Source organism: Sorangium sp. So ce726, assembly GCF_051521405.1.
Taxonomy (GTDB): domain Bacteria; phylum Myxococcota_A; class Polyangia; order Polyangiales; family Polyangiaceae; genus Sorangium.
Genome location: NZ_CP150349.1, coordinates 2,169,391 through 2,183,414 on the forward strand (window position 1 = coordinate 2,169,391; position 14,024 = coordinate 2,183,414).

Annotated in this window: 7 protein-coding genes; 4 read left to right on the forward strand and 3 right to left on the reverse strand. The window is 71.0% G+C overall.

Translation table 11 applies throughout. The features are described from left to right. Positions 1-4 precede the first annotated feature (4 nt). Positions 5-5,950 (reverse strand): PAS domain-containing protein, encoded by a 5,946-nt coding sequence (locus WME79_RS08235; protein WP_437534063.1) that lies wholly within the window; start codon positions 5,948-5,950, stop codon positions 5-7. A gap of 840 nt (positions 5,951-6,790) precedes the next feature. On the opposite strand from WME79_RS08235, the gene WME79_RS08240 reads away from it, so the two are divergent. From WME79_RS08240 to WME79_RS08250, 3 genes are all read left to right on the forward strand, one after another. Further along, complete coding sequence (locus WME79_RS08240) at positions 6,791-8,068, forward strand: serine hydrolase domain-containing protein (protein WP_437534064.1); 1,278 nt, start codon at positions 6,791-6,793, stop codon at positions 8,066-8,068. 377 nt (positions 8,069-8,445) lie between these two features. Next, entirely contained in the window at positions 8,446-9,987 is a 1,542-nt protein-coding gene (locus WME79_RS08245) for an amidase (protein WP_437534065.1), read from the forward strand. Positions 9,988-10,212: 225 nt separating this feature from the next. After that, complete coding sequence (locus WME79_RS08250; protein WP_437534066.1) at positions 10,213-10,614, forward strand: hypothetical protein; 402 nt, start codon at positions 10,213-10,215, stop codon at positions 10,612-10,614. A gap of 347 nt (positions 10,615-10,961) precedes the next feature. Here the strand turns inward: WME79_RS08250 and WME79_RS08255 are convergent, their stop codons facing one another. Beyond that, the gene (locus WME79_RS08255; RefSeq protein ID WP_437534067.1) at positions 10,962-11,117 is read right to left on the reverse strand and encodes a hypothetical protein; all 156 of its coding nucleotides are present in this window, start codon (positions 11,115-11,117) and stop codon (positions 10,962-10,964) included. A gap of 478 nt (positions 11,118-11,595) precedes the next feature. Here WME79_RS08255 and WME79_RS08260 point away from each other — a divergent pair, with 478 nt between their 5' ends. Beyond that, entirely contained in the window at positions 11,596-12,144 is a 549-nt protein-coding gene (locus tag WME79_RS08260) for a hypothetical protein (RefSeq protein ID WP_437534068.1), read from the forward strand. Positions 12,145-12,203: 59 nt separating this feature from the next. On the opposite strand, the gene WME79_RS08265 is transcribed toward WME79_RS08260, so the two are convergent. Then, on the reverse strand, positions 12,204-14,009 hold the full coding sequence (locus WME79_RS08265; RefSeq protein ID WP_437534069.1) for an adenylate/guanylate cyclase domain-containing protein: 1,806 nt from the start codon (positions 14,007-14,009) through the stop codon (positions 12,204-12,206). Positions 14,010-14,024 lie beyond the last annotated feature (15 nt).

Sequence of the window (14,024 nt, forward strand, 5' to 3'; positions counted from 1 at the left end):
CTACTCAATCTTCAATGCGCCGCCGCCGCGGCTCGCGGCCGTTCGCGGGCGGCCTGACGTCGTGCGCGAGCGGCAGCTCGACGGAGAAGGTCGAGCCCTTGCCGATCTCGCTCGCCACGCTCACCCGCCCTCCGTGCGCCTCGACGATGGTGCGCGTGATGTAGAGGCCCAGCCCGAGCCCGCCGTAATGACGCGATGAGACGCCCCGGCGATACCGCTCGAAGACCTGCTCTCGCACGTCGGCGGGGATGCCGATGCCATGATCGGTGACCGAGAGCCGGGCGGTCTCTCCGTCCGACGCGATGGTGAGCTCGAGCGGCTTGCCCCCGCCGAACTTGATCGCGTTGCTCAGCAGGTTGGTCACGACCTGCTCGATGCGCTGGGCGTCCCAGCGGCCGACGACCGGCCCGGCGGCGCGCACGTCGAGCGCGCAGCCTGCCCGCGCGAGCTGGTCGTCCAGGTACGTGGTGACCTCTCCCACGATCGCGCGGAGATCGATCTCGATCGGGTCGAGATCGAGGCGCCCCGCGTGGATGCGGGAGACGTCGAGGAGCATGTCGACGAGGGCGACGAGGCGCTTGATCTGCCGCTGCGAGAGATCGACCGACGCGCGCGCCCGCTCGATGCCCTCCGCGCCGCGCGAGAGCTTCTTCTCCATCGAGTGGACGGCGAGCTGCAGGCTGGTCAGCGGCGTCCGGAGCTCGTGCGAGGCGACGGAGAGGAACTCGTCCCGCGCGCGGACGGCCTCCTCCGCGCGGGCGCGCGCCCGCTGCTCGTCCGCGAGCAGGCGGTCCCGCTGCTGCTCGGCCTGCACGCGCGTGGTGACGTCGCGGAAGCTCCAGACCCGCCCGACGATGCGCCCGCTCGCGCGCTGAGGCTGGGAGTAGCGCTCGAAGACCCTGCCGTCGTCGAACGTCAAGGTGTCGATGCCGCTCGCCTCGCGAGGATCGTCGACGCTCCTCGTCATCCTCGCCATCCTCGCTTCCTGGAGGAACTGCTCCGAGTCCGCGGGCTGATCGAGGCAGAGCGCCAGGCGGTCGTCCTGCGAGAGGAGCACCTGCTCGGGGATCCCCCACATCTCCCTGAACCTGCGGTTGTGCCGCACGGGGCGGCCCGCGTCGTCGACGACCAGGATGCCGTCCGCCGTCGAGTCGAGCGTGGCCTCGAGCAGCGCGTGCGAGTGGCGCAGCATCTCCTCGGCGCGCTTGCGCTCGGTGACGTCCATCGCGATCCCGCACACCGCATACGACCTCCCGTCCGGATGGCGCAGCGGGAACTTGAGGGAGATGTACGCGTGCAAGCCGTCGGGCGCCGGAACGTACTCGTCCCGCTCGATGGGGTGGTCCTCCCGCAGCGCGGCGAGATCGTTGGCGCGCACCGCGTCGGCGATCTCGGCCGGGAACAGCTCGTGGTCGGTCTTGCCGACGATGTCCTCGCGGCTCACGTGCACGACGTCCTCGTAACGGCGGTTGATGAGCAGGTACCGCCCGTCTGGGGCCTTGACGAACACGACGGCGGGCGTGTTGTCGAGGATGGCTTGCAGGAGCGCGTTGCTGTCGTGCAAGGACGCCTCCGCGCGCCGGCGCTGCGCGTTCTCCTGCTCGAGCTCGCCGTAGAGCCGCGCGTTCTCGAGCGAGATGGCCGCCTGCGACGCGAGGACATCGAGGACGCCCAGCTCCGCTGTGGAGAAGGCGCCCGGGACCAGGTTGTTCTCCAGGTAGAGCAGGCCCACCGCCTCGTCCTGGCGCACGATGGGCACGCCGAGGGCCGAGCGCCGACGGGACAGCGCATCGCCGAAATAGGGATCCATCGCGAACCGGTGGGGCGCGGCCGCGTCGGCGATCGCGATGGGCTTGCGGGAGCGGACGACGGCTGTGCAGAGCGACAGGGGCACCTGCGACGGCGCCGCGAGGCGGCCGGCGGGGCCGAAGGCCCGCTCGCCGTCGCCGCTCGCCTCCGCCAGGACGAGGCCCTCCGGCGACGAGAGGAGCAGGCAGCCGCGCTGCGCGCCCACGTGCTCCATGGCCACAAGCAGGAGGCGGGCGTGCAGCTGGGGCAGGACCAGCGCGCTCGAGATCTCCTGCGAGGCCTTCAAAATGCCGAGCATATCCAGGAATTTGACGTCGCTGACGTCGCCACACCCGGACGCGGGCCGCCGCGCGAGCTCGGGGTGCTGCTGGAGCAGCGCGCAGACCTTCGCCCGCGCGCCCCAGGCCTCGTAGCTGTCGCGGGCGCGCGCGAGGTAGGCGCTCGCCGCCGTATCGAGCCCCCGCTGCTCGTAGAAGCGCGCGCAGAGCTCGCTGGCGAGCCCCTCGACCTCGACGAACCCGCCCGCGCGGGCGTCCTTGAGGGCCTGCTCGTACGCGCGCTCCGCGGCGAGCTCATCGCCCGAGAGGCGCGCGAGTTCGGCCGAGACCAGGGCCACCTGGTGTGCGAAGTTCTCCGGGGACGCGTCCGCCAGCGCCGTCAGGTGGGCGAGGTGCGCGCGCACGGCCTCGAGGCAGGCCGGCGGGGGCGCGCGAGCGTGGCTCGCGGAGCGCGCGATCGCCGCGTAGAAGTGAACCTGGGCAGCCCCGAGGAAGCGGCGCGCAGCGTGCAGCAAGGCGCCCGCGCGCTCCGCCGCGCCGGCGGCCTCGCCCAGATCGCCGAGGAGCACGCGCGTCTGCAGATCGAGGAGATGGCCATAGAAGGCCCTGATCGGCGCCCTCCGCGCGAGCTCCTCCGCGGAGCACTCCGGAGGGCGACCGGGCGTGGGTGGGTCGCGCAGCCGCGCCAGCAGCCGCAGCTGATCGCGGAAGATGTCCTGATCCACCGGGCTGCTGGTGCGCTCGGCGAGCGCGAGGCGCCGCGAAGCCTCCTCGGCGACGTCGTCGAGGGAGTCGCCGACGAACAGCTGAAACGCGATGAGCTGGTGGCCGAAGTAGCATGAGAAGGGGTAGTTGCCGGCGGAGAGCGCCGCGTCCAGCTCGCGCCGCGCGAGCTCCAGACAGCGTCGGATCGGCATCTTCAGGTAGCCGAGCAAGACGATGAACGTGAAGCTCGCCCTGGGCCTGTAGGGCGAGTGCTCCTCGCGCTGCGCGAGCCGATAGCCTGCCTCGCCGAAGGCGAACGCGTCCGCGGGGCGCCCGCGCCGCTCGGCGAGGACGAGCCCGAAGGTCGCGTAGGCGACCGCGGAGCTGCACGTGTTCCCGTGCGTCAGCGAGAGCTCCACGGCGAGGCAGGCGGCGGCCGCCATCACGTCCCAGCTCGCGTGGTAAGCGGGCTGGTACAGCGTGGCGGCGAGATCGCAGACGGCCCGGGCGCGCGGGTCGGTCATGGGCGGCAGGTCCGGGAGGGCGGAGATGGCGAGGGCGCCGCCATCGAGGCGACCCAGGACCGCTGCGACGGCGGCGTCGACCGCGGCGGCCTCCGGGTGGCGCGGCAGGGGGAGCCCGCAGTTGCTGAAGCCTGCGACGCAGCTCTCGACGGCGGCGTCCATCGCGCCTTGCGCGACCTGGATCTCGGCGAGCAGGGCGTACACGGTCGCGGCCGCGCACCGCCCGGAGGCGCGCTCGCACAGCGACGCGCAGATGCGCTCTGCGGCCGAGAGCTCGCCGGTCGCGAACCGGCACTGGGCCAGCGCGAAGTCGAGCTCGAACGCGAGCTCGGCGCGCGCCGCCCCCCCACGCGCGCCCGCGAGCAGCTCGGCGCCCAGCAGGAAGAACCCGATCGCCGCGGCGTGGTGGGTCGCGGCCTGGGCCTTCCGGCCCGCGCGCAGGTCGAGCTCGGCGGCCCGTGTCCGCTCCTCCGGGGACGTGATCCGCGACGCGCCGCGGGTGATCTGGCGCACGATCTCGAAGAGCTGGGCCTCGATGCGGTCGGGCGGGAGGCCGTCGAGCAGGGCGCGCGCGGCGGCGAGGTGCGCCTCGGGCCGCTGCTCGGCGGGGGTGAGCTCGTACGCGACCTGATGGATGCGGTCGTGAAGGAAGCGGATCTCGCGGTCGATCCGGACGATGAGCCGCAGGGCGAAGGCGGCTTGCAGGCGCTCGAGGACGGCGTCTTCCGGGCAGCCGAGGAGGAGCGCCAGGGTCGTCAGATCCGCGGCGTCGCCAAACACGGCGAACCGCCGCACGGCGTCCTGCGTGCCCGCGTCGAGGCTGCGGAGGTTCGCGGCGATGATCTCGGCGACGTCGTCCGAGCACCTCTTCGCCCGGATCTTCTCGAGATCCCACCGGAACGCCCGGGCGGTGGTCGAGAAGCGGATCAGCCCTTCCTGGTAGAGCGTGCCCGCGAGCTGCGCGACGAACAGCGGATTTCCCCCTGTCTTCTCGTGGAGGCTCACCGCGAGCGGGGCGACCTCCTCCCGGGGGGCGCGCAGCGAGTCGGCCACCCACGAGGTCACGGCGTCAGCGGACAGCGGGGCGATCGCGATCTCGGTCACGGCGACGTCCTGCTCGCGGAGCCGGCGGATCATCCGGCGCACCGCGTGGGAATCGGAGACCTCGTTGCTCCGGTACGCGCCGAGGATCAGCGTGTCGCGGACGCCGGGGTCGGTCGCCCAGCGCTCGACGACCTTCAGCGTCTCGGCGTCTGTCCACTGGAGATCGTCGAGGAAGACGATGAGCGGCCTCCCCGGCCGCGCGAGCGCGCCGAGGAGCTGGCTGAGCGCCAGCAGGAACCGGGCCTCGGCCTCGGGCGGCGGGATCCCGGGCGGCGGGCTCTGCTGGCCGAGGATCCGGGCGAGCGCCGGGAGCATGCCGGCCAGCAGCGACGCGTTCGCGCCCAGCGTCCCCGCGAGGCCGCGCTGCAGCTCCGCGCGCGACGCCTCGCCCTCGTCGAGGGCCTGGACGAGCGCGCCGTCCAGCGCCGCGAGGAGCGCCTCGCACGGGGCATGGCGCGGGCCCGCCTCGCACCTGCCGCCGGTGAAGCGCGCCGCGGGCGCGCGGACGGACTCGCCCAGGCGATGGACAAGGCGCGTCTTGCCCACGCCCGGCAGGCCCGAGATCAGGACGAGCTCCGTCCGGCCATCGCTCCCGACGCGCGCCACCGCGCCCTCCAGCCGCGCGACCTCGCCGGCGCGGCCGTAGAGCCCGGGGGTCAGCCGCAGAGGCGGCGGCACGTCGGCGAGACCTGGCTGGAACGGCGCGATCCGCCCCTCCGTCCGGAGCGCCTCCCGGCACCGGACGAGATCGTGCTGGAGGCCGGCGGCGCTCTGGTACCTGTCCTCGGGGAGCTTCGCGAGCAGCTTCAGGACGAGCTCGGCGACGGTGGAGGGCAGCCCGGGCACGGACACGAGCGGCGAGGGGGGGACGACCGCTGCGTGGCAGTAGAGCCATCCCAGCAGATCGTTCGCGGCGAACGGCAGCCGTCCGGTGAGGAGCTCGAACAGGATCACGCCGAGGGAGTAGAGGTCCGAGCGGTGATCGATCGCCACGCCGAGGCGCCCGCCCTGCTCGAGCGACAGGTACGGCCAGGTGCAGGGGGACGGACGGGCCGATCGCGGGCTACACCGGCCCGGCGAGAGCGACCAGGGGCTGAACCCCGTCAGCTTGATGTCGTCGCCAGGCAGGAGCATCACGCGGTGCGGGGTGAGGCCGAGGTGGACGATCTGCCGCCCGTGGATCGTCGCCAGCGCCTCGGCGATGCTGATGGCGAGCTTCAGGAACCGGCCGAGATCCATGGGCGTGCCCATGAGGCGAGCGAGCGGCGTCGCTCCGTCGTCCTGGATCACGAGCGCGGGCTGGCCATGGAACGTGCAGATTCGCACCGCCTCCATGGCCACGTCGCAGCCGACCAGCCGGGTCGCCTCCAGCTCGCGCCGCAGCGCCTCGTACTCGGCCGTCGAGGGGTGAGCGGCCTTCAGGGCCTTGACGAGGACGCTCCGCCCCGCCGGCTCGCGCGCCCGGTAGAGCGCGAAATCCGGTCCTTCGTCCAGCACGGCCTCCGCGAGGTATTCGGTCGCTGTCTGCATGGCTCTGGCGTGCTGGGCGTGACACACCTCTCCGGGGCGCGGATGCGCTCGAAAGCGCCTGCGTTGCCGATCGGCAGGCAGGATCGGTACCAGCGGTGAGCGGTCGGCTCCGCGGCGGCTCCAGGCCTCCGGTCGACTCGACGCGTCGGCTGCGGCGTGACGGCCGGTCAGGGCGAGCCGCGTCGATCGCGGCGTCGTCGGACGCTGTCTGCCGAGCTCGGCCTTGAGAGGAGCGCTCGCTGTATCGTCCGCTGGCGCGCAAGAGCGGGAGTGATGGGGGGAGAGACGACGAGAGAGGCAGCGGGGGAGGCGTCAGGCCACGAGCGCCCGCGGCCTCGCCTCGCGGGGCGCGTCGGGCGCCGTCGCGCTGGAGTCGATAGGACATGACAGCAGGTCGGGGCCGGACGGCGGAGGGCGTCCGTGATTGGTGAGCCCGCATCCAAACGAGCTCGGAACGGCGCAGAAACGAGCTCGGAACAGGGCAGAACGGCGCGGAACAGGGCAGAACGGAGCGGAACGGGAACAGCGCGTTCTTTCGTCCATGGTCGTCCACGGTCGTCCAGGATGTCATCTGCTTGCGTCATCCCGCAATCGATTGCGCTTCGATTCTAGTCGTGCCAACTCCATTGAAGGGGACGCGCCGGACCTCTCAGCTGAAACCAGCGGCCAGGTGGTAGCACTTTTTGGCGGTGCAGCTCGAAGGGGAGACGGCAGGTCACGCTGGCGTACAAATTGCGAGCCTTCACGCCAGACGCCCACGCTGAATGCGCCTCCGGTCCTCCGGGGGCGCAAACGTCGTGGAAGGATTCGTTCTTGATGAAAGCAAGGTTGGGAAGAGCCATGATCGATCAACGACGAGCGGTCAACCGCAGGCTGTTCTTGCAAGGGATGACCCAGATCGCCTCGGTGGCCGCCGCGGCGCCCGCGCTCGGTTCGGACCCATGGAGAGGCGCCTGCTCGACCACGCTCACCACGGGGCGGCCCGAGGACGTGGGCATGAGCTCGGAGCGGCTGGAGGACGTCTTCGCGCGGATCCAGCGCCGCGTGAACGACGCCCTGTTTCCCGGCGCCACGGCGCTGGTCGCGCGGCGCGGGGTCATCGTGGGTCACCGGGCCTTCGGCAGCAAGGTCGCCGGCGCCGACGAGCCGGTGACGCTCGATACGATCTTCGACGTCCAGTCGATGAGCAAGGTGCTCTCGACCGCGGCGGCGGCCCTCGCGCTCGTGCAGGAGCGCGTGATTCGGCTGGACGCGCCGGTCGCCAGGTACCTGCCGGACTTCGCCGCCAACGGAAAAGGGGCAGTCACCGTCTACGACATGCTCCGCTACTCGTCCGGTCTGCCGCTGGACAACCAGTGCTTGGATGAGGACGTCGAGGCGGCCTGGTGCATCATGGCCGAGACGCCGCTCGAATACGCGACGGGCAGATCGGCGCTGTACAGCGATCTCACGTACCGCCTCCTCGGCCGCATGATCGAGGCCGCCGCGGGGGACGATCTCGATGCGATCGCGAGAGAGTGCGTCTGGCGTCCTCTCGGCATGAGCGACACGATGTACAACCCGCCCCCGGAGCTCGTCGAGCGCGTCGCGGCCACGGGGTACTCCGCCCGCCGGGGCTGCCTTGTGCGGGGCCAGGTGCAGGACGAGCAGGACTTCGCGCTGGGCGGCGTCGCCGGCTGTGACGGCGTGTTCACCACGGCGCTCGACGTCGCCGTCTTCTGCCAGATGATCTTGAACGGCGGCGTCTATGGCGGCGCCGAGGTCTTGCGGCCCGATCTGGTCCGGCAGATGAAGAAGAACAACACGCCCTTCGTGACGGAGGCGGAGACCGACACATCGCCCATCAACAACCTGCTCCTCGCCCCGAAGGGCCTCGGGTGGGAGCTGCGGACGCGGCGCTTCTCGAACGGCGGCATGCGCCTGTCGCCGCGCTCCTACGGCAAGGCGGGCGGCGCTGGCACGTTCATGTGGGTCGATCCGGATCTCGAGATCATCGGCGTCCTCCTGACCAACCACGGGCTGCCGCAGCCGTTCGACGAGCTCGGCTGGAACCGTATGCTCGACAACGTCGGTTGCACCGAGTTCTTCGACGGCATCATCAACGCCGTGCACCGCTGAGCGCCGTCGCGATTCAGGGCCCGGAGGGCGACGTGCGCTCGGGGTACGCGGATGTGCGTGTGTCTGCGGCAGCTTCGCCTCCAGCCTGGTGATGCGATGTGCGGCTCGTCGGTGCCTGCGGCGCCGTTCGCGCTTCCGATCGAATCCGTGTCGGCGTCGTAACCGCGCGCGGTGAGCGCCGTAGATGCGCCGTGGGCCGGGTCGCGTTGTTTCCGCTTCCGCGCGGGAGGGATGTGGCCAACGGGCCATGCATTGCCGGTATCCTGCTGTGCAATGGATTGGCTCCTGTAAAGGCATCATCTAGACCTGAAGAATCGCGGCGTGCGTCTCGCGAGCAGTGCGACACTGGCTCACGACGCTCCCGTGGGGAGGAGAGCATGAGCAACTCAGCAAACGTCAATGACCCGGGCGCTGCCGCGCACACAGGGGAGATCTCGCGCCGCTTCTTCTTGCGGGCGTTCGCCGGGGGCGTGGCGGCCCTGTCGGGCGCATGCGACGGGACGACGCCCGTCGAGGCGCCGACAGCGGAGGCGCTGTCGGAGCTCACGCGGGCGACCGGGGGTCAGCTGGCGGATCTCATCCGCCGGAAGCGGGTGTCGTCGCTCGAGGTCGTGGAGGCGCACCTGGCCCGCATCGCGCAGATCAATCCGCGGCTGAACGCCGTGGTGAAGCTCCGCGCCGACGAGGCAAGAGCCGAGGCGCGGGCGGCCGACCAGGCCCTGGCGAGAGGCAAGCACCTCGGCCCGCTGCACGGCGTGCCGATGACGATCAAGGACTCCATCGATACCGCCGGCGTCGTGACGACCGGCGGGACGAGCGGGCGAACGAATTTCGTTCCGGCAGAGGACGCCACCGTGGTGCGGCGCCTCAAGGAAGCGGGCGCGATCCTGCTGGGCAAGAGCAATACGCCCGAGATGACGTGGTCGTACGAGACGAACAACGCAGTGTACGGGCGCACCAACAATCCGTATGGTCTCGACCTGTCGCCGGGCGGCTCCAGCGGGGGGGCGGGCGCCATCGTGGCCGCGGGCGGCTCGCCGTTCGACGTGGGCAGCGACACCGGCGGGAGCATCCGTGTGCCGTCGCATTTTTGCGGGATTGCAGGGCTCAAGCCGACCTCTGGCCGCATCTCGCGGACGGGCCATATCGTCCCGGCAGAGGGGCTGCTCCAGTCGTTCACCGTGCTCGGGCCGATGGCCCGCTCGGTCGACGATCTCTGGTTGCTCTTCAGCATCCTGGCGGGGCCCGACTGGCGCGACGCGGCGCTGATCCCGGCGCCGCTCGGCGACCCGAAGCACGTGCGGCTCAGGGATCTGCGGATCGCGATGCACACCGACAACGGGATCGCGGCGCCGGACGCGGCGGTGCGCCAGGCGGTGGTGGACGCGGCGGCGGCGCTGGAGGCGGGCGGCGCGCGGGTGGAGTCGAAGAAGCCCGACGCGCTGAGCGACGTGCTCACGATAGACGCAGATATCTTCCGGGCGGACGGCGGCGCCTGGTTGAAGCGGCTCCTGGACCTGGCCGGGACCACGGACCCCGGCGTCGAGGTGGACGCCACGCTCGCAAGCGAGCCGCTGTCGAGCGGTGAGCTGACCGCGGCGGTCGAGCGGCTGGACGCGTGGCGGGGGCGGATGCTCGGCTTCATGAAGGAGGTCGACGCCATCGTCTGCCCGCCGTGTGTCCTCGAGACGCTGCCCCACGATGCGTGGGTCGAGCACGGGGTCTACGCAGGATTCAGCTACTCGTTCGCTTACAACATGACAGGGTGGCCGGCGGTCGTCGTGCGCGCGGGCACCTCGTCGCGAGGCACGCCTGTCGGCGTCCAGATCATCGGCCGCCCTTTCCGCGAGGATGTCGTCCTCGCCCTGGCCGGTCACATCGAGCGGGAGCTCGGCGGCTACCGAGCGCCGGCGATCTGACAAATCTCCACGGCAGACCAACGCCTGGAGGGCGACGTGCGCCTGCGGTTACCCGGTGGTGCTTCTCCTTCTCGCTGTCAGCGCCTCCGAACGCCGCTCGTGTACGAACGGCACACGTCCTGAACGGCACCTGAATTGCACGTCAAAGGCATAACGCACGACGGCGCGTTTGCGCGACGCGCCTCGCGCGGCGTGACGTGTTTCCGAACCATCAAGGAGCTCATCATGACGCGAATCCTGTTAGCGGCGTCCGCTGCCGCGGCGCTCGGGGTCCTGAGCCTCAGCGCTGACACCATGGCGCAGAGCTGTAGTCAGACCGCGCTCGACACAGCGCGCGCCTTGGCCCAGCAATACTGCGAAACTGTCAAGGATGCAGACGTCGACCGCCTGGTCATCCGACCGTTCACGGCTCTCGCGTTCCGGATGCCCATGGAGTGCACCCGCACGCACTCGCTGATCTGCAAGCAGCATATGGCCAATCTGGTGTCGTCGGACTCCTGGTGTTCGCGCCTGTACAGGGAGGCCTTCAACTTCACGATGAAGGACGGGTTTACCGGAAAGGAAGAGCCGCAAAACTCGCAGAATTACTACCACCAGCTGCAGCTGGAGGGCTGCAGACTGCACTAGTTTCGGCCGCCGGCAGTCCAGCCAGGCACCGCCGAAGGTGAGCGCCCAGCCACCGCCATCGGCGTGGCCGCTCGTGGCTCTCGCTGGGATCGACGACGCTGGCGCGACCGCGCGCGGCCTCGATGTAAACGACCGCGTCGTAGCGGGCGTCGATATCTCGCGAAGTTCTCCCGGTTGCGAGGCTCCTCGAACCTCCGCCGCGATCTCGGGCGACGCAAACAAGCGGTCGAGCCCGTCGCGTACGGACTCGTCGCTGTCGACGATGAAGGCGACGCGCGATCTCGGGATCCTGTTGGCTCCTCGATCGCGAACTGGAATGTCGCGCCGAACGCCTCATTTGCGCTGGCTCACAGCTTGCTGCTGTGCCGATCGAGGATCGGCCCTCTGATGGACACGCCCATGCCAAGCCCGGTTTCCTTGGTGGTGTAGAACGCGTCGAATCGGCGCGCTTTGCCGATTCCGGGGTCGAGCCCGACGCCGGCGTCCTCGACCGTGATGTGCACGAGCGACCCGATCGAGCGCCGCTCGACGGGCGGCGTTGCTGGCGCGCCGGGAGCTCGCTGGTGCGTCCGCGACGCAGCGTGGCGCGCCGGTCCCGCGGATGAACGCGCCGGTCTCGGCGCCCGGCGGCGCTCGGATCGCCAGACAATGCGGGCAGTCATCTTCCGCATCACGCATCCGCCTCGCTCCGGCAACGGCCTCCTCGCATGGCACCTCGCTTGCTGTCGCTCGCCGACGACACCGACACCGACGACAGGTGACGCAGGAGCGGTGTGAGCCGGTGCAGGTCGCGCTGGAGCGACCCGACCTGCATGGGGCCCACGCGCCTGCGCTCATCCGTCGAGGCCGCTTTGCGGCTGCAATTCCCTGCAACCATGAGGAGCTCACATGAAATCGATTCAGCTTGAGAACAAGTCCTTTGGCCTGCGATGCGCTGTGTTTGGGCTGGCTTTCGCGACCGTCCTGATGACGGGATGCGCCGTGGATTCAGCGGATGAGCCCGAGGGTTCAGCACAGGATGAAGAGCGCGTCGAGGAAGCGAAGCTCGCCATCTCCGCGCCCGACGTGGAATGGCGGGGAGAGGGACCGGCGTGCACGCCGGGCGTGCCCTGCACCATCACCGGCGGCTCGTACGTCGGTCTCAAGAACACGTTCGTCGACCAGTACGTTGTGCACAGCGAGCGCAGGTACGGGATCAACCTCGGGTGGCGAAGCGGCGCAAACCCGGGCAACGTGCGGTTCGTCCCTCAGGCTGGCGGAGCCGTGCGGTACGGCGAGCCGGTCGCGCTCTTCGTCACCAACCCGAGCGCGGAGAAGTACGTCAAATACCGCGAGCGCGAATACGGGATCAACCTCGTCTGGTCGCCGGACGCCGTGTACCAGTGGCGGATCACCGGCGGAGCGCCGGGCACGCCGGTCGACCTGAACCAGCCTTTTGGCCTCAGCAACGACGTGCAGACCCACGTCGTCTACTGTCCGCGCGAATACGGCATCAATCTTCGCTGGAACGCCGATTGCCCGTATCGCTGAGCGGCGAGGCTGGCGCCCGCCTCCCGGCAACGGCTCGGTCGTGAACGTGAACGTCCCCTTCAGTCCGGATCGAGCGCGTACACGGCCGTGGTCGTCTTTCGCCCCGTGAGGTTGCGCTCGCCCAGCGCGCGTAGCGGGAAGGCGTCGCCGGCGAGGTCCCTCGTCGCGGCGGAGACCAGCACCTGGTTCGGCGCCGCGATCGCCTCGAGCCGCGAGGCCACGTTCACCACGTCGCCGATCACCGTGTACTCCATCCGCTTGTCAGAGCCGATGTTGCCGACGATCGCCTCGCCGGAGTTCACGCCCACGCCGAGGCGGATCTCGACGTCGTACCGCTCGCGCCACTCCTCGTTCGCCGTCTCGAGGAAGCGCATCATGTCCTCCGCGGCCGCGAGCGCGCGGCGCGCGTGATCCTCCTGCGCGATCGGGGCGCCCCAGACGGCCATGACGCAATCGCCGATGAACTTGTCGACCGTGCCCCCGTGCCGGAACACGATCTCGGTGAGCATCGAGAAGAGCTCGTTGAGGAGGGCGACCATCCGCTCGGCGTCGCGCGACTCGGCGAGCGGCGTGAAGCCGACGACGTCGGCGAAGAGCACCGACACGGCCGCCCGCTTGCCGCCGAGGGCGAGCGGGTGCTCGCCGCGCACGATCGCGTCGACGACGGCCTTGTCCATGAACCGGCCGAGATCGCCGCGGAGCTTCGCCTCCTGGGCGATGTCCGCCTCTCCCTGCTCCAGGTCCTGGGCCATGCGGCCGAGGGAGGTCGTGAGCTCGCCGATCTCGTCCCGCCGCCTCCGCAGCGCGTCGCCGAGCGCGATCTCGCGCCAGCGCCGGGCGCCGATGAGCCGCGCCTGCGCGACGAGGTGCAGGATCGGGCGCGTCACGTGGCGGGCGGTGACGAGCGCGAGGGCGAGCGCGAGGACGAGGGCGCCCGCGGCGACGGCGAGGCCGCGGCGCCGCATCTCGTCGAGCGCGGCGAAGGCCTCCGGCTCGGGGCGCCAGATCGCGACCGCCCAGCCGAGGTCGGGCACCGTCTCGATGGCGCCGATCATCCGCTGGCCGCCCTCGTCATGCGGGGCGAGCACGCCGATCCTGTCGTTCAACCCGGCGCCGGTGGGGAGGTTGCGCCAGATCGGCAAGGACGAGACATCGCTGCCCGGCGCGACGCCCGGCACCCCGAACGCCGCGATCGCCTGGCGGTCGTGGCCCGCGATGAGCAGGCGCACCGCGCGGCTCCCGAGGCGGCGACCGGCGATCACCTCGAGGTTGAGCCCGAGCATGTCGAGCGGCACCTCGGCGACCACGTAGCCGGCCGGGCCGCCCGGGGGAGGCGGCGCCGCGGCGCCAGCGCCCGGCGCGGCGCCAGCGCCCGCGTCGCCGGCGGGCCGTACGCGGGCGACGAGGAGGCCGCGGGCCGGCCCGATCACGCCGAAGCCGACGCCGCGCTCGTCAGCGAGCTGGCGCAGCGCAGCCGGCGCGGCGGGGACGTCCGCTTCGGACGACGCCTTGCGGATCAAGGTGCTGATCCCCGCGTCGGGCACCTCGAGCCGCACCGCGTCGACGAGCCCGCGGGTCGCGACGAGGGCGCGCACCGACGCGACCGCGTCCTCGTCCCGGATGGCGCCGCCCGCGGCGTGGCCGAAGATCGCCGCCGCCGCGACGGCATCGCTCTCGACGTCCCGGACGAGCTGGATCGAGGCCGAGGCCACCTCGGAGAGGATCGCCGTCTGAAGTCTCTCCTCGGAGGTCCGAACGGCGCGCCGGTTCACGTCGATGAGGAGCGTCACGGCGACAGCGACGGGGACGAGCGCCATCGCCGTGAAGAGCGCGATCGCCTTCGTCTTGAGCGAGAAGTCCCTCACGTGGAGGCCTCCGCG